The 16,921-nt window shown below is 35.9% G+C and carries 13 protein-coding genes; 10 read left to right on the top strand and 3 right to left on the bottom strand.

Annotated features, from left to right (window positions below; genetic code table 11):
- The first annotated feature begins 71 nt into the window (after positions 1-71).
- The 6 genes from cdd (at position 72) to ABEB31_RS05530 (ending at position 7,301) form a co-directional block, all read left to right on the top strand.
- The gene (gene cdd, locus ABEB31_RS05555; protein ID WP_347050361.1) at positions 72-554 is read left to right on the top strand and encodes a cytidine deaminase; all 483 of its coding nucleotides are present in this window, start codon (positions 72-74) and stop codon (positions 552-554) included.
- Positions 555-712: 158 nt separating this feature from the next.
- Positions 713-1,711, top strand: coding sequence for a pyruvate dehydrogenase (acetyl-transferring) E1 component subunit alpha (pdhA, locus tag ABEB31_RS05550; protein WP_347050360.1), 999 nt, complete (start codon positions 713-715; stop codon positions 1,709-1,711).
- 4 nt (positions 1,712-1,715) lie between these two features.
- Complete coding sequence (locus tag ABEB31_RS05545; protein ID WP_347050359.1) at positions 1,716-3,374, top strand: dihydrolipoamide acetyltransferase family protein; 1,659 nt, start codon at positions 1,716-1,718, stop codon at positions 3,372-3,374.
- A gap of 111 nt (positions 3,375-3,485) precedes the next feature.
- Positions 3,486-5,333, top strand: coding sequence for a hydrolase/aminopeptidase (locus tag ABEB31_RS05540; RefSeq protein ID WP_347050358.1), 1,848 nt, complete (start codon positions 3,486-3,488; stop codon positions 5,331-5,333).
- A 470-nt stretch (positions 5,334-5,803) separates the two neighbouring features.
- The gene (locus ABEB31_RS05535; protein WP_347050357.1) at positions 5,804-6,334 is read left to right on the top strand and encodes a carboxymuconolactone decarboxylase family protein; all 531 of its coding nucleotides are present in this window, start codon (positions 5,804-5,806) and stop codon (positions 6,332-6,334) included.
- 88 nt (positions 6,335-6,422) lie between these two features.
- The gene (locus ABEB31_RS05530; RefSeq protein WP_347050356.1) at positions 6,423-7,301 is read left to right on the top strand and encodes a helix-turn-helix domain-containing protein; all 879 of its coding nucleotides are present in this window, start codon (positions 6,423-6,425) and stop codon (positions 7,299-7,301) included.
- Here the strand turns inward: ABEB31_RS05530 and ABEB31_RS05525 are convergent.
- On the bottom strand, positions 7,298-8,542 hold the full coding sequence (locus tag ABEB31_RS05525; RefSeq protein WP_347050355.1) for a glycosyltransferase: 1,245 nt from the start codon (positions 8,540-8,542) through the stop codon (positions 7,298-7,300). The genes ABEB31_RS05530 and ABEB31_RS05525 overlap by 4 nt on opposite strands.
- Positions 8,543-8,654: 112 nt before the next feature.
- Here ABEB31_RS05525 and ABEB31_RS05520 point away from each other — a divergent pair, with 112 nt between their 5' ends.
- Together ABEB31_RS05520 and ABEB31_RS05515 are read left to right on the top strand one after the other, a co-directional pair.
- Positions 8,655-9,236 (top strand): MiaE family protein, encoded by a 582-nt coding sequence (locus tag ABEB31_RS05520; RefSeq protein WP_347050354.1) that lies wholly within the window; start codon positions 8,655-8,657, stop codon positions 9,234-9,236.
- Positions 9,237-9,286: 50 nt separating this feature from the next.
- Positions 9,287-12,043, top strand: coding sequence for an AsmA-like C-terminal region-containing protein (locus tag ABEB31_RS05515; protein WP_347050353.1), 2,757 nt, complete (start codon positions 9,287-9,289; stop codon positions 12,041-12,043).
- A 332-nt stretch (positions 12,044-12,375) separates the two neighbouring features.
- On the opposite strand, the gene rpmA is transcribed toward ABEB31_RS05515, so the two are convergent.
- Both rpmA and rplU read right to left on the bottom strand, forming a co-directional pair.
- Positions 12,376-12,636 carry a 50S ribosomal protein L27 gene (rpmA, locus tag ABEB31_RS05510; protein WP_012023622.1) on the bottom strand — a complete coding sequence of 87 codons (261 nt, stop codon included), beginning with the start codon at positions 12,634-12,636 and terminating at the stop codon, positions 12,376-12,378.
- Between the two features lie 24 nt (positions 12,637-12,660).
- Positions 12,661-13,101: a 50S ribosomal protein L21 gene (rplU, locus tag ABEB31_RS05505; RefSeq protein WP_347050352.1), complete on the bottom strand. Its 441-nt coding sequence runs from the start codon at positions 13,099-13,101 to the stop codon at positions 12,661-12,663.
- Positions 13,102-13,374: 273 nt separating this feature from the next.
- Between rplU and ABEB31_RS05500 the strand changes: the two genes are divergently transcribed.
- Together ABEB31_RS05500 and ABEB31_RS05495 are read left to right on the top strand one after the other, a co-directional pair.
- A complete protein-coding gene (locus tag ABEB31_RS05500; RefSeq protein ID WP_347050351.1) occupies positions 13,375-14,697 on the top strand; it encodes a M16 family metallopeptidase in 1,323 nt (440 codons plus the stop codon).
- Between the two features lie 12 nt (positions 14,698-14,709).
- Positions 14,710-16,758: an insulinase family protein gene (locus ABEB31_RS05495; protein WP_347050350.1), complete on the top strand. Its 2,049-nt coding sequence runs from the start codon at positions 14,710-14,712 to the stop codon at positions 16,756-16,758.
- Positions 16,759-16,921 lie beyond the last annotated feature (163 nt).

The raw sequence follows: 16,921 nt of genomic DNA, 5'->3' as shown, positions 1-16,921 counted from the left end.
CATTCAAATAAAATAATTCAATCCAAATTCCGGCATTTTAGGAATTTGGATTTTTTTTCCCTAAAAAACAAATGAGAGAAATCAACATAACAACTTCATTTACGATATTCGACAGTTTAAATGAACTTCCCGGCGAAATTCAGGAATTAATGAATCAGGCAGTCGAAGTCAGAAAAAAAGCATATGCTCCATATTCAAAATTCAGGGTTGGCGCCGCTTTACTCTTAGATAACGGAAAAATTATTTTGGGTTCCAATCAGGAAAATGCGGCTTATCCTTCGGGATTATGTGCAGAACGAACTGCCATATTTTATGCAGGAAGCGCTTATCCGGAAGCCAAAATCTTAAAAATGGCTATCACAGCAGCTTCAGATACTAATCCGACGCAGGCTCCTATTCCGCCCTGTGGTTCATGCCGACAATCAATTGCCGAATATGAGATAAAACAAGACACTCCAATTGAAATCTATTTTATGGGAGAAATTGGTGAAGTTTACAAATCGTCCTCATTGAAAAATTTACTTCCATTGATGTTTGATAAAAAGTTCTTGTAAAAAAAAGCAAAAAGTAGCGTTTTAATTTTACTTCTTAGATGTAATGTCTTATTTTTGCATCCCGACCTTTCGGGCGCAAATTTGTGGGAGGAAACTATTTTGCGTTACAGGCACAATAATCGATAACACAAACAACTTTAGCAAAAGAAAGAATTCAGATGAAAGAAGTTACAAAAGAGGTATATTTAAAGTGGTATGAAGACATGCTGCTTTGGAGAAAGTTTGAAGACAAACTTGCAGCGTTATACATCCAACAAAAAGTTAGAGGTTTTCTACACTTATATAATGGTCAGGAAGCTGTATTAGCAGGTGCCCTGCACGCTATGGATTTGACCAAAGATAAAATGATTACTGCTTACAGAAACCACGTTCAGCCAATTGGTATGGGAGTTGATCCCAGAAATGTAATGGCAGAACTTTTAGGAAAAGCAACAGGAACTTCTAAAGGTATGGGAGGTTCTATGCACATTTTCTCTAAAGAACACCGTTTTTACGGAGGACACGGAATCGTTGGTGGACAAATTCCTGTGGGAGCTGGTTTAGCTTTCGCTGATAAATATTTCAATACCGGCGGTGTTACCATGACTTATTTTGGTGACGGAGCTGCAAGACAAGGATCTCTTCACGAAGCTTTCAATATGGCTATGTTATGGAAATTACCAGTTGTATTTATCGTTGAAAACAACGGTTATGCAATGGGAACTTCTGTAGAAAGAACTGCAAACCATACTGACATCTGGAAATTAGGTTTAGGTTACGAAATGCCTTGCGGACCTGTAGACGGAATGAACCCTGTTAAAGTGGCCGAAGCAATGCACGAAGCTATCGAAAGAGCACGCCGCGGAGACGGACCAACTTTCCTTGAAATGAAAACGTACCGTTACAGAGGACACTCTATGTCTGATGCGCAATTATACCGTTCTAAAGAAGAGGTTGAAGAGTACAGAAAAATTGACCCTATTACTCAGGTTTTAGATGTAATTATGGATCAAAAATATGCTACAGAAGAAGAAATTGAAGTAATTGACCAAAGAGTAAAAGATTTAGTAGAAGAATGTCAAAAATTCGCTGAAGAATCTCCATACCCGGACTTACAACAATTATACGATGTAGTATACGCACAAGAAGACTATCCATTTACACCTCATAAACTATAACATCATGGCGATTAAAGTAACAATGCCTCGTCTAAGCGATACTATGACGGAAGGAACGGTAGCGACTTGGTTAAAAAAAGTAGGCGACAAAATTAGCGAAGGCGATATCCTTGCTGAAATTGAAACAGACAAAGCAACAATGGAGTTCGAATCTTTTAACGAAGGAACTCTTTTACATATCGGAATTCAGGCTGGAGAAACTGCTCCCGTTGATTCCTTATTAGCGATCATTGGTAAAGAAGGAGAAGATATTTCTGCTCTTCTTTCTGGTGGTGACGCTCCTGCCGCTGAAGCAAAAGCGGATTCTCCAAAAGAAGAAGCTGCTCCTGCTACAGAAAAAACTGAAACTGCTGCTCCTGCGAAAGCTTCAACTGAACTACCTAAAGGTGTTGTAGTTGTAACTATGCCTCGTTTGAGCGATACAATGACTGAGGGAACTGTGGCAACCTGGTTGAAAAAAGTAGGTGATGCTGTTGCCGAAGGAGATATATTAGCAGAAATTGAAACAGATAAAGCTACAATGGAGTTTGAATCTTTCAATGCCGGTACTTTATTATATATCGGAATTGAAGAAGGAAACACTGCTCCGGTTGACAGCTTATTAGCGATTATCGGACCTGCAGGAACTGACATTTCCGGAATTGCTGAAAATTATACTGCGGGAGGTGCTGCATCTGCACCAGAAGCTTCGGCGCCTGCTGCTGAAGAAAAAGCTGCTCCAGCTGCTGAAAAAGCACCGGAAGCTGCTGCTGAAACTTCAAACGGAAGAGTGCTGGCTTCGCCACTTGCGAAGAAAATCGCTTCTGACAAAGGAATCCAATTATCTCAGGTAAAAGGTTCAGGAGAAAACGGACGTATTGTGAAAAGCGATATCGAAAACTTTACTCCAGCTGCTCAGGCACAAGCTGCAACTTCTGCTCCGGCTGCAAAAGCAGATGAAGCTAAAGCTGAAGCTCCAAAAGTATTCGTACCTGCCGGAGAAGTTTACACAGAAGAGATCAAAAATTCTCAAATGCGTAAAATTATTGCTAAACGTTTAGCAGAATCTTTATTTACAGCTCCTCACTACAATCTGGTGATCGAAGTAAGCATGGACGAAGCGATGCAGGCAAGAACAACTATCAATTCTGTTCCTGATACTAAAGTTTCTTTCAATGATATGGTTATTAAAGCTTGTGCTTTGGCCTTGAAAAAACATCCAAAAATCAACTCTCAATGGAAAGAAGATGCAATTATCATCAATCACCACGTAAATATTGGAGTTGCTGTTGCGGTTGAAGACGGATTAGTAGTTCCTGTATTGAAATTTACAGATGCTATGAGTTTATCTCAAATTGGTTCTTCAGTGAGAGATCTTGCAGGAAGAGCTAAAAACAAAAAATTAGGACCACAGGAAATGGAAGGAAGCACATTTACAGTTTCTAACCTTGGAATGTTTGGTATTACTGAATTTAATTCGATTATCAACCAGCCAAACTCTGCAATTCTTTCTGTAGGTGCAATTGTTGAGAAACCAGTAGTTAAAAACGGTCAGATTGTAGTTGGAAACACGATGATGTTATCATTAGCATGTGACCACAGAACGATCGACGGTGCAACTGGAGCTCAGTTCTTACAAACATTAAAACAATACATCGAAAGCCCGGTTACAATGTTGGCGTAATCCTGCATTGTCAGTCTGAGCCTAGTCGAAGACCATAATAAAATCCCGTTTTGTTTATTCAAAACGGGATTTTTTGTTTAATTTTCATTCTCAAATTCAATACTTCATAAAATGAAAAAACTAATTCTTGTCGCTTTATTTCTGACAGCTATCGCCTGCCAGAAAAAAGAACAAATCGAAAAAACTAAAGCTGTTGTTGATGAACACAGTTACTCTAAACCAGAACTTGCGGTGGTCAAACATCTGGATTTAGATATCAAAGTTGATTTTGATACGCAAACCATTTCCGGAAAAGCCTCCTGGTCAATTGATAATATAAGCAAAGGAAACGAAATTATCTTCGACGAAAACACTTTAAATATTACGAAAATAACTTTAGGAGACGATGAAAAAGAAACCAAATTTGAACTTGGAAAAGACACCGAATTTCACGGAAAACCACTTCATATTACTATAGAGCCCAATACTACTAAAGTAAATATCTATTACAGCACTACAAAAGATGCGGTTGCATTACAATGGTTAACACCGGAACAAACCGCAGACAAAAAGAAACCGTTTTTATTTTCTCAGGGAGAAAGTGTCTGGTCAAGAACCTGGATTCCTTGTCAGGATTCTCCCGGAATTCGCTTTACTTACAATGCAAAAGTTACAGTTCCAAAAGATTTACTGGCCGTGATGAGTGCTGTAAATCCGCAAGAGAAAAATAATACCGGCGTTTACACTTTCAAACAAGATAAAGAGATTCCTTCTTATTTGATGGCCATTGCAGTTGGAGATATTCAATTTAAGGCTATTGACAAGAGAACCGGAGTGTATGCAGAACCTTCTGTTTTAAAAAACGCTGCATATGAATTTGCTGAATTGGGGAAAATGGTAAATGCAGCAGAAAAATTGTATGGTCCTTACCGTTGGGGTCGTTACGATGTTTTGGTGTTACCGCCAAGTTTTCCTTACGGAGGAATGGAAAATCCGAACTTAACTTTCCTGACTCCTGGCGTAATTGCGGGAGACCGTTCACTGACAAGTTTGCTTGCTCACGAACTAGGACACAGCTGGAGCGGAAATTTAGTTACAAATGCTACCTGGGATGACATTTGGCTTAATGAAGGCTTTACAACATATGTTGAACACAGAATTGGAGAAGCCATTTTTGGAAAGAAAGAATTTGAAATGCAGAACGTTATCACTAACAAAGAATTAGTTGATAATGTTGCTGAATATGGAAATACGAATCCGGATACAAGATTAAAAGTAAGCCTTACAAACAGAAATCCTGACGATGGTATCAGCATGATTCCGTATGTAAAAGGGTATGCTTTCTTGCGCGTAATTGAAAACGCTGTGGGCCGTGAAAAATTTGATCTTTTTATTAAAAACTATTTTGATTCGCACGCTTTTAAATCGATCACCACGGAAGATTTCGTTAAATACATCAACGAAAATCTTATTAAAGGCGACAAAACTTTAGCAGATAAAATCAAACTGGAAGACTGGATTTACAAACCAGGAATTCCATCAAATATACTTCCAGTAAGCGCTGCTGATTTTGATGCGATCGATGCCATTCAAAAAAGCTGGAGAGAAACTGGCGTTACAGATTTAAGCAAAAAAATTACAACAACTGCCGAAAAACAACATTTTATTGATCATCTTCCTGCTGATATTACGGTAAAAGAAATGGAAGCGATTGACAAAGAATTCAACTTTACAAAAGGAGGAAATTTCATTATTAAACGCCAGTGGTTTGTTCAGTCTATTATTCACCAATATAAACCTGCTTATCCTGCTATTGAACAATTTTTAATCGGAATAAGCAGAACCGGATCGGTAATGATGCTGTATAAAGAAATGGTTAAAACACCGCAAGGAAAAGTCTGGGCGAAACAGGTTTTTGAAAAAGCAAAATCGGGTTACCATGCAACGACAATTCAGGCTGTTGAAGGGGTTTTGAAATAAATATTTTTAAAAAATAATTTTACAAATAGGCTTTCTTTTATAGAAAGTCTATTTTTTTACGTCTTGTTTGTCATTTCGACTGAAAGGAGAAATCACACTAGGAACTCCGCAAAGCAAGTCTCCAATCTTTGTGGTTACGAGTGCGATTTCTCCTTTCAGTCGAAATGACAAAGCGCTCTTACGAAAACTAATGCCTCAGCCGAGATTGAAGGGGAAAGCCCGGAGCTCAAAAGCCTAATTTTTCCTGCCAGAAAACAGCGACCAACGGAAGCTCGTTTTATGGTCTGGGAAAATAGTTTTTTGTCCCGATAGCTATCGGGATGACGGAAAGCTGGATCAGCTCCTAAAAAAACAGCAGGGAAAATTGTCCATTACATAGCGTAGATTCTCCATGTTCTAAAATCTGTTATAGTTGCAACTTTGTAATGTCAAAAGACAATAACAAATAATAACTTTAAAAATTAAATAAAATGACACGATTAACAGCATTAAACCCGGAAGAAGTAACAGGAAAAACTAAAGATTTATTCGACGCTGTACAGGCAAAATTAGGCGTTGTACCAAACATGATGAGAACAATGGGAAATTCTCCTGCAGTATTGGAAGGGTATTTAAATTTAAGCGGCGCTTTGAGCCACGGAAAATTAAGTGCAAAAACGGGAGAATTGATCGCTTTGGCAGTTTCAGAAAGCAACTCTTGTGATTACTGTTTAGCAGCTCACTCTTTTATAGGCGAAAAATTGGTAAAAGCAGATCCTGCAGTTTTAAACTCAGCACGAACTGGAAATTCTACAGATGCAAAAACAGAAGCTATTTTGCAATTGGCTAAAACATTAATTAGTAAAAATGGTTTAGTAAATGATGAAGATGTAAATAAAGCAAAAAATGCCGGAATTTCTGATGCTGAAATTGCAGAAACTGTTGCTCATACCGCTTTGAATGTTTTGACAAACTACTTTAACAATTTAGCGAATACTGAAATTGATTTTCCAACAGTATAAGTCAATATCTCAATAATAAAAAACAATGTATAAAGATAGCTGCGAAATTATTTCACAGCTATCTTTATATTTCCAAAATGAATAAACTATGAGTTCTCAAAACGTTTCTACTTTAATAAATCCGCAGAATGGTAATTTGGCTTTTAAAATTCTGACTTTTGATGACAACAGCCATTTTGATCACTTGCAACGCAATAATTATTATTCTCTAATTTGGGTTACAAAAGGAATAGGCAAAGTAAAAGCCGATTTTGCAGAACATCAATTTCAGGAAAATTCACTACTCGCCTTCTCGCCATACCAGCCTTTTATGCTTTGTGTAAAGGAGCCAATTGAAGGCATTGCTATTCATTTTCATCCCGATTTTTACTGCATTCATATGCACCAAAAAGAGGTTTCCTGCAATGGCGTACTTTTTAATAATATTTATCAGCCGCCGTATGTGATAGTTACAGAACAGGCACAAATGACTTTTAAAATGGTAATTGAGCAGATGAAAGCGGAAATTCAGAATGCGGAATTAGCACAGTATGAATTATTAATTTCCTATTTAAAGATCTTTTTAATCACCGCTTCAAGATTAAAAACGGAACAGCTGGAAGAAATGAAATCGGTTCCGGATTCGAAAGAGCCTTTTATTCTTCAAAATTTAAAAGATGCTATTGAACTGAATTTCAAAACCAAACATTCAGCCGGAAATTATGCCGACTTATTAAATATTTCTCCAAAAGCACTGGCAAAATTATCCAAGAATTATTTCAATAAAACCTTAACCGGTTTAATTTCTGAAAGAATTATTATTGAAGCCAAAAGAGAATTGTACCTGACAAATAAAACAGTTAAAGAAATTGCTTATGAACTGGGTTATGATGACGAGCATTATTTTAGCCGTTTCTTTAAAACCAACGCCGATGTTTCTCCGCAAATTTATCGCGAAACGGTAGGATTTGGAAAAATGGATGTTTAATTTTTATTCTTGGCTTCGATCCATTTAGACATGTACATCGTGCTTTTATAGTTATGATGCTGCAGCAGATTACCCATAAAATTATGAAGACGATGATTTGAAGAATCCATTAAGAGCGATTGTACAGAAGAAATCAAACCCTCTGAATAGTCACTTTTTTGGTAACATTTATTAATGATTTTGATTCCATTTTTTTGAGATGTTTTCCAAAGATTTTCATCTTTATAAAGCAAAACAGCTTTTTTGGCAAACTCCTCGGGATCGTTTTCTATAAAACCATTCCAATCCAGATTTTCATGCATGGCTTCAGAACCAATTGAGGTTGTCACGCTGGGTGTTCCGCATTGCATGGCTTCGAGTAATTTCCCTTTTAAACCGGCACCAAAGCGAATAGGCGCCAGAACAACTTTGGCCTTTTTTACAATTGCACCGGCATCTTTTGCCCGTCCCATAATGTAAAAACCGCTTTTGGGCTGATGTAATTGCAATACTTTTTGTGAAGGATAAGCGCCATACACTTCCAGAACAGCTTCGGGAAAATCTTTTTTTATTAAAGGCCAAATCGCTTCTTTCAGATACTGAACGGTATTCCAATTTGGTTCATGAAGAAAATTTCCTATGAAAACAAAATTTTTCCGGTGTTCAAATGAAGGTAAATTTAAAAGTTCTTCTTCTTTCATCTGATCAGCTAAAAATGGAAGATAAAAAAGCAGCTCCTGATTTATTTTGAAAATGTTTTTTAAGATATTCATTTCAAATTCTGAAATAATAAGGGATAAATCACATCTTAAAATACTGGCGATTTCTCTTTTTGCAACCTCTTCAGATAATAAATCAGTTAATTTGAAATCTCTTTTTTCTTTAAATGCTTTTTGTCTTGCGGTTCTCAAAGAATGTAAATCTTCTGTATCTAAAATCCTGATAGCTTTTGGACAATTTTCGGCAACGCGCCAGCCAAATTGCTCCTCGATCATAAAACGATCAAAGAGAACAACATCCGGATTTAACTGAGTTATAAAATCATCAAACCCAGAAGAATTAAGTTCTATGCTTTTTTTAGCGACTCCAAATTCAGATAAATCAACCATAAAATCACTGTCCTGCGCGGCACTGGCAAAGGTCATTTCGAACCCGTTTTCTGCAAAAATCGAGATCAACTGCATCATTCTTCCACCGGCAGCAGAAGAATTTGGCTCAGGCCATACAAATCCAATAATGAGAAGTTTTTTTTGCTGATTCATTGTGAAAATTTTCAACCTGCAAAATAGTACTTTTTTCACCTTAATCCCTCGATATTTCTGATTTTTAGCAATAAAAAACACTAATTTTGCAGCAACTAAATGCTGGGAAATTATGTTGGGATTAAAATTAGCTACAGACCCTCGCTGGGTCACTATTGTTGAGTCAAATATCGAAGAAATTTTAACAGATCATGCGTGGTGCGAACAGAAAGCAGCTTCAAATGCTATTAGTATTGTCACCTATAATTCTGAATTGGAGGAGTTAGTAACCGAAATGCTGGTTATTGCAAGAGAAGAACTGGAACATTTACAAATGGTTCATGATGTGATAAAAAAACGCGGACTTACGTTGGGTCGCGAAAGAAAAGACCATTATGTAAATGAGCTTTTTAAATTTATGAAAAAAGACGGCAGTCGCAGAGATGCTCTTTGCGACAGATTATTATTTTCGGCAATGATTGAAGCCAGAAGCTGTGAGCGTTTTAAAGTACTTTCAGAAAATATCAAAGACGAGGAATTAGCAACGTTTTATCGCGATCTAATGATTTCTGAAGCCGGTCACTACACGACATTTTTAGGATTCGCCAGAAAATACCAGGACAATATTGACATCGATAAACGCTGGAAAGAATGGATTGAATATGAAGGTTCTATTATTACCAATTATGGTAAAAATGAAACCGTTCACGGTTAAATTACGCTCTTTTTTATATTCTTTTTTTTATTTAATACCACAAATTCTTTATGCAAAAAAGTAAATCCAAATCTATCGTATTTAAAATTGCGAAGTATTTCGGAATAACTTTCGCTGTTATTTTAGCCTTATTATTTTTGACGCCTATCGTTTTTGAGGATCAGATTAAAGAGCAAATTAAAAAAACCGCAAACGAGAGACTGAGCGCAGAACTGAATTATTCTGATGTTTCGGTTTCCTTTTTCCGCCATTTTCCTTCTTTAACTTTAACACTCGATAATTTAAGTCTGAATGGGTCATCACCTTATAAAAACGAAAAATTCATCACTGCAAAAGAAGTTTCGTTCGGAATAAACGTAGCGAGTTTAATTTTTAGCAAATCTGTTAAAATCGATCAGATTTATTTATCCGATTCTTTTATCAATGTAAAAGTAAATTCTAACGGAGAAGCAAATTACAACGTTTACAAATCGCAGGAACAAACTTCTCAACCCAAAGACACAAGCGAAGCAGCTTTAAAACTGGAGAGAATTGAAATTGTAAACAGTAAAATTATTTACGATGATAAATCTACAAAAGTTCATTTTGATGCTTTTGGATTTAATTATTTAGGAAAAGGAGATTTAAACAAAGCTGTTTTTGATTTGTATTCGAAAGCAAAAATCGAAAAACTAAATATCGTTTACGAAAACGAACCGTATTTAATGAACAAAAAAATTGATGCCGATTTGATTACAAAAGTAAACATCAACTCGCTTTCTTTCTTTTTCCAGCAAAATAACCTTAAAATCAATCAGTTGCTGGTAGATTTTAAAGGCAAATTTGACATTTTAAAAGACGGTTACAATATGGATTTTGTCATTAAATCTGACAACAGCGATTTGTATGATGTCTTTACTGCTTTTCCTCCTAAATATATTACCTGGCTTTCTGAAACCGAATTAAAAGGAAAAACAGATCTTCTTTTTACTTTGAAAGGAAAATATATTACCTCACAAAACATAGCGCCGGATCTTAACCTGGATGTCAAATTAAAAGACGGATTTGTTAATTATAAAAAAAGTGCATTTCCGGTTTCTAACTTAAATTTAGATATTAAGACAAAAGTTCCTTCCTTAAATCCGGATTTGGTAATTGTTGATGCTCAAAATGTATCTTTAAATATAAAGCAGGATTATCTGAAATCTAAATTCCTGATAAAAGGAATAAATACACCTGATATTAATGCCGATTTTAAGGCTAAGATTGATCTTGAAAAACTCACTAAAGCATTAGGAATTCCTGATATTCAACTAAAAGGATCTTTGGCCGGAGACTTAACGGCACATGGAATATTTGACCAGAAAAACAAACGTTTTCCCGTGACAAACGGATTAATTAATCTGGAAAACGGGTATTTGAAAACGCCTTATTATCCAAATCCAATTACAAACATTACGATTAAATCGAAAATTGAAAATAAAAAAGGAACTTTTCAGGATTTAAAAGTCAGCTTAAAACCAACTCAATTTACTTTTGAAGGAAAACCGGTTTTTGTAGAGGCGTATTTAAGTGATTTTACTGATTTAAATTACGATGTAAAAGCAAAAGGCGAATTGGACGTTAATAAAATTTATAAAGTTTTCTCCCAAAAAGGACTTGATCTCGACGGATTTGTCAAGGCCGATTTGGTTCTGAAAGGAAAACAAAGCGACGCCGAGAAAGGAAATTACAGCAAATTACATAATAGAGGAACTCTTGAATTAAGAAATATCGGAATTGCATCAGAATATCTTCCAAAGAAATTTATAATTAGAGAAGGTGTTTTTAAAATCAATCAGGATAAAATGTCGTTCAATAATTTCCTTGCCGCTTACGGACAATCTGACTTTAAAATGAATGGATATCTGCAGAACGTTTTTAATTATGTAACGACCAAAAACGGTGTTTTAAAGGGCTCATTTAAAGTTTCATCAAGATACATTAATATTGATGAGTTTATGTCTGAAACAAATCCTGACGCAGCTGTTACCCGCAATGAGAACCAACCCGAAACAAAAGCAGCACAAAACACGCAGACGGGAGTAATCATTATTCCTTCCAATTTAAATTTGCAATTACTGGCAAATGCTCAAAAAGTAAATTTTGACAAATTGAATCTGCAAAATGCCACCGGAAATCTGACTATGAAAAATGGCAAATTAACCATGCAACATACGGGTTTCAATCTAATTGGATGTAATGTTACCATGAATGCCAATTACCAGGCGGTAACACCGCAAAACGCCAATTTTGATTACGCGATAAAAGCTGCCGATTTCGACATTAAAAGAGCGTATAATGAAATAGAAGTTTTTAGAAAAATGGCCAGTGCCGCTGAAAAAGCGCAAGGAATAGTTTCTTTGGATTATAAGCTTAAAGGCCGGTTAAACGGCAATATGCAGCCTGTCTACCCGTCGCTTACAGGTGGCGGAATTCTTTCTGTAAAAGATGTAAAAGTAAGAGGCTTGAAAATGTTTAATGCAGTAAGCAAACAAACCAATTCGGAATCTATGAAAAATCCGGACGTTTCGAAAGTAGATATTAAAACCACTATCAAAAATAACATCATGACTGTGGAGCGCTTTAAATTTAAGTTTGCAGGATTTAGACCACGAATTGAAGGAACAACAAGCCTGGACGGGAAAATGAATTTAAAAATGCGTTTAGGATTACCTCCTTTTGGTATTTTCGGAATACCGCTTACAGTTACAGGAACGCAGGACAATCCAAAAGTAAAAGTGGGAAGGAAAACAGAAGATTTGGAAGAAACAAAAGATACGGAGTAGATTTTAGAAATTAAATTTCTTTTAAATTCCAAATCCCAATGATTTAGATATAGAGACCTTTGTCAAAGTTTAAAACTTTGACAAAGGTTTTTTTTCGTTTTTTCCTCACCCAATTACGTCTCCTGAGCGAAGTCGAAGAAAACGCAAGAAACTCCACAAAGCATTTCCTTAGAAAAAATATCGTCCGTTACGCATATTCCTTGACTTCGCTCAGGAAGACAAAAAGTACAAACAAAATCTAAAACTTGAATTTCTTACAACACTCTGTGATGCCAAAACAAAAAACCCGTTCATTTCTGAACGGGTTTTGTAAAAAGTAAATCTTTATAATATTAAGCCTCGAAAGGAATAATAGATACATAAGATTTGTTATCTCTTTTCTTTTGGAACTTAACAACTCCAGCTACTCTTGCGTGTAGTGTGTGATCTTTACTGATGTAAACGTTTTCACCTGGATTGTGTTTTGAACCTCTTTGTCTAACGATGATGTTTCCAGCAATAGCAGCTTGACCACCATAAATCTTAACGCCTAGACGTTTTGATTCTGATTCTCTACCATTCTTCGAACTACCGACACCTTTCTTGTGAGCCATGACGTATAAGTTTAAATATTGTTATTATTCTTTAGTAGCTTCTTTTTTTGCTTTTGGAGCTGCTGCTTTTTTTGCTTTTGGAGCTTCAACTTCTTCAGTTGCTGCATCTTCTGCTACAACCGCTTTTTTAGCTGCTGCTTTTTTAGTTCCTCCTGCTGCAGTAATACCTTCAATTACAATTTGTGTAAGATATTGTCTGTGACCATTTCTCTTTTTGTATCCTTTTCTTCTTTTCTTTTTGAAAACGATAACTTTATCACCTTTTAAGTGTTGTAACACTTTAGCTTCTACTGAAGCACCTTCTATAGCTGGGGCGCCTAAAGTTACGCTTCCGTTATCATCTAATAAAAGAACTTTGTCAAATGTAACATTTGAACCTTCTTCATTAGCTAAACGGTGAACATAAACCTTTAAGTCTTTGCTTACTTTAAATTGTTGCCCTGCTATCTCTACGATTGCATACATATCAAATTGATTTATTGATTTTTAAGGTTGCAAATATACAATTAAAAATTTATTGTGCAATCTATCAAAGCAAAATTATTTTAATCTCAAAAAACACTGTATTTCAAGCAGTTTGACATTCAAAATTACTTTTATTTAAAGGAAAAGATTGTTAAAATAGCAGTTATTTAAAACCAATAACATAATTCATAAGTAAAAAAAACTATTTTTGATGTAACTAAAATCAACTCTGGTCTACCTACTCTTGTTTGATATATAAAATTATTAATCTTTATGAAAAAATCAATAATGATGTTAAGTGCTGCATTAATGCTTGGCGGAGTAGCTCATGCTCAAAAAGTAGTTTTTGAAGAATACAATTTAGACAATGGCCTGCATGTCATTTTACACAATGATCCGTCTGCACCTGTTGTTATAACTTCTGTTATGTATCATGTAGGATCAAAAGATGAGCGTCCTGACAGAACGGGATTTGCACACTTTTTTGAGCATTTATTATTTGAAGGCACACAAAACATCAAACGCGGAGAATGGATGAAAATCGTCACTGCGAATGGCGGTGTAAACAATGCCAATACATCTGACGACAGAACTTATTATTATGAAGTCTTTCCTTCTAATAGTCTGGAACTTGGTTTATGGATGGAATCTGAAAGATTAATGCATCCTATAATTAATAAAATCGGAGTTGACACGCAGAATGAAGTGGTAAAAGAAGAAAAAAGAATGCGTTATGATAATCAGCCGTATGGAAATATCCTGCCGGAGGTTAAGAAAAACATGTTCAAAAAACATCCATACAGATGGACTACTATTGGTTCTATGAAGGATTTAGACGCCGCGACTTTAGAAGAATTTCAGGCCTTCAATAAAAAATTCTATACGCCAAACAATGCCGTTTTGGTAGTGGCCGGAGATTTTGAAAAAACAAAAACAAATGAATGGATTCAGAAATATTTCGGATCAATTCCGAGAGGCGAAGAAGTTAAAAAACAGACTTTCACAGAAGATCCTATCACAGAGCCTATAAAAGCAACTTACGAGGATCCCAACATTCAGATTCCAATGGTTGTGGCTTCGTACAGAACTCCGTCAATGAAAACAAGAGACGCCAGAGTTTTAGACCTGATCTCTTCTTATTTAAGTGATGGAAAAAGTTCTAAACTTTACAAAAAAATTGTTGACGACAAAAAAATGGCGTTGCAAATCGGCGCAGTAGGATTTAGCCAGGAAGATTACGGAATGTACATTTTATACGGTCTGCCAATGGCACCCAACACAACAGCCGATATTTTAAAAGAAATGGACGAAGAAATTGTCAAAATTCAAACCGACCTTATTTCTGAAAAAGATTATGAAAAACTGCAAAACAAATTCGATAATAATTATGTTAACGCTAATTCGAGCGTAGAGGGAATTGCCGAAAATCTTGCTTCTTATTATTTACTTTATGGAGATGTCAATTTAATTAATACCGAAATCGACATTTACCATTCTATTACGAGAGAAGAAATTAGAGAAATTGCCAGGAAATACCTGAATCCAAATCAGCGATTAATTTTAGATTATATTCCTACAGCCAAATCTCAAAACTAAGAATATCGAATCATGAAAAAAATACATACTTTTTTAATCCTTTTATTCCTAACTGGAATTATGCAAGCACAAGATCGTCCACAACCTAAACCAGGAAATGCCCCAGTAGTCAACATCAAAAAACCGCAGACCTTTGTTTTGTCAAACGGAATGAAGGTGTTGGTTGTTGAAAACCATAAATTACCACGAGTGAGTTTTACACTGACACTGGATAATGCACCATTTACCGAAGGCAGCAAAAAAGGGGTTGACGAACTAACCAGCAGCCTTATCGGTAACGGGACTAAAAAAACAACCAAAGAAGCTTTTAACGAGGAAATTGATTTCTACGGCGCCAATATTAATTTCACCTCACAAGGTGCTTATGCAAGTGCTTTGTCCAAATATTCAGGACGTGTTTTAGAGCTTTTGGCAGAAGGCGCTTTACAGCCTAATTTTACCCAAACTGAATTTGACAAAGAAAAAGCAAAGCTTCTTGAAGGATTGAAAGCAGACGAAAAAAGCGTTCCGGCAATTTCTAATCGTGTTGTAGATGTGCTGGCTTTCGGAAAAAATCATCCTAGCGGAGAATACCTTTCTGAAGAAACGGTGAAAAATGTCACTCTTGCAGATGTTCAGAACAATTACAATACTTATTTTGTTCCTGAAAATGCTTATTTAGTGGTTATTGGCGACATTAAATTTAAAGAAGTAAAAGCAGCTGTAGAAAAACTATTCAGCGGATGGAAAAAACAGACTGCACCGAAAAACACATATCCCAATCCGGCAAACGTTTCTAATTTACAAATTGATTTTGTAGATGTTCCAAACGCAGTTCAGTCGGAGATTTCATTGGTAAATACGGTTAATCTCAGAATGAGCGATCCGGATTTTTTTCCTGCCGTAATTGCCAACCAAATTTTAGGAGGCGATTTCAACAGTTACCTAAATATGAACTTACGCGAGCAGCATGCGTGGACATACGGCGCAAATTCAAGTATTGGAAGCGGAAAATATGTTACCAAATTCAAAGCTTCTTCTGCGGTTAGAAATACAGTTACCGACAGTGCAGTGGTTCAGTTTGTAAAAGAAATTAAGAGAATCAGAACAGAAAGAGTTGATCCTGAAGTTTTAAGAAATGTAAAAGCCGGTTATATCGGAAGATTTGTTATGCAGGTCGAAAAACCACAGGCAGTTGCTCGTTACGCTTTAAATATTGAAACAGAAAAACTTCCGGCTGATTTCTATGAAAAATACATCCAAACCATAAATAACGTTACGGCTGATGACATTTACCGCGTTGCCAACAAATATTTTTTATTGGATAATATGCGAATTGTAATTGTCGGAAAAGGTTCTGATGTCATTACGAGTTTAGAAAAACTTCAAATTCCAATTTCTTATTACGATAAATTCGGAAATCCGATCGAAAAACCTGCATCTAAAAAAGAAGCTCCAAAAGATATTACAGCAAAAACAGTTTTTGAGAATTATATCAAAGCAGTCGGAGGAGAAAAAGCAGTTTCTGCCGTAAAAACGCTTTATATGAATGGGTCAACAACAATTCCGCAGGCTCCTACTCCATTAACCTTTACTTCCAAATTGGATTCGAAAGGCAAAATGATGGTTTCGCTTTCTATGGGAACTATGAATTTAATGAAACAGGTTGTGAATGAAAAAGGTGCTTATGTGGAACAGCAAGGTCAGAGAAAAAATCTGGAAGGCGAAGATCTGGCTGAAATGAAAGCGAATGCGGCTCCTTTTGAAGAATTACAGCTTGTAAAAAGAACTGACTTAAAAGTTGAAGGAATTGAACCTATGAACGGAACCGAAGTTTATGTTATAAAAGATGGAAAAACCACCTATTACTATGATGTCAAATCCGGCCTTAAAATAGCAGAATCTAAACTTCGTGAACAGGGCGGAAAATCGGTAACACAAATCACCAATTTTAACGATTATAAAGAAGTAAAAGGTGTAAAAGTTCCTTTTAATTTAGTTCAAAACGTTGGTTTCGAACTGGATATTAAAATGTCTGATATCAAGATTAACGAAGGAGTTTCTGATTCGGATTTTCTTTAGAAGATTCTGAGGTCCTAAGTTGCTAAGTTTATAAGATTCTTATTAGCCTAGAGCCTTAGCAACTTAGAAACTTAAAAAAAGCTTTATCAAGGTTTTAAACTTTGACAAAGCTTTTTTTTACGCTAAGTTTTGTCAGGCTGAGCGTCCCGAAGCTTCGGGAGAA

This window comes from Flavobacterium olei (assembly GCF_039749035.1).
In the GTDB taxonomy this organism is placed as follows: Bacteria; Bacteroidota; Bacteroidia; order Flavobacteriales; family Flavobacteriaceae; genus Flavobacterium; species Flavobacterium olei.
The sequence above is the reverse complement of the archived record's forward strand: the minus strand, read 5'-3'. Positions and strand labels throughout refer to the sequence as shown.

Coding starts and splice junctions, on each gene's coding strand:
- cdd (WP_347050361.1), top strand. CDS start 72: ATGAGAGAAATCAACATAACAACTTCATTTACGATATTCGACAGTTTA.
- pdhA (WP_347050360.1), top strand. CDS start 713: ATGAAAGAAGTTACAAAAGAGGTATATTTAAAGTGGTATGAAGACATG.
- ABEB31_RS05545 (WP_347050359.1), top strand. CDS start 1,716: ATGGCGATTAAAGTAACAATGCCTCGTCTAAGCGATACTATGACGGAA.
- ABEB31_RS05540 (WP_347050358.1), top strand. CDS start 3,486: ATGAAAAAACTAATTCTTGTCGCTTTATTTCTGACAGCTATCGCCTGC.
- ABEB31_RS05535 (WP_347050357.1), top strand. CDS start 5,804: ATGACACGATTAACAGCATTAAACCCGGAAGAAGTAACAGGAAAAACT.
- ABEB31_RS05530 (WP_347050356.1), top strand. CDS start 6,423: ATGAGTTCTCAAAACGTTTCTACTTTAATAAATCCGCAGAATGGTAAT.
- ABEB31_RS05525 (WP_347050355.1), bottom strand. CDS start 8,542: ATGAATCAGCAAAAAAAACTTCTCATTATTGGATTTGTATGGCCTGAG.
- ABEB31_RS05520 (WP_347050354.1), top strand. CDS start 8,655: ATGTTGGGATTAAAATTAGCTACAGACCCTCGCTGGGTCACTATTGTT.
- ABEB31_RS05515 (WP_347050353.1), top strand. CDS start 9,287: ATGCAAAAAAGTAAATCCAAATCTATCGTATTTAAAATTGCGAAGTAT.
- rpmA (WP_012023622.1), bottom strand. CDS start 12,636: ATGGCTCACAAGAAAGGTGTCGGTAGTTCGAAGAATGGTAGAGAATCA.
- rplU (WP_347050352.1), bottom strand. CDS start 13,101: ATGTATGCAATCGTAGAGATAGCAGGGCAACAATTTAAAGTAAGCAAA.
- ABEB31_RS05500 (WP_347050351.1), top strand. CDS start 13,375: ATGAAAAAATCAATAATGATGTTAAGTGCTGCATTAATGCTTGGCGGA.
- ABEB31_RS05495 (WP_347050350.1), top strand. CDS start 14,710: ATGAAAAAAATACATACTTTTTTAATCCTTTTATTCCTAACTGGAATT.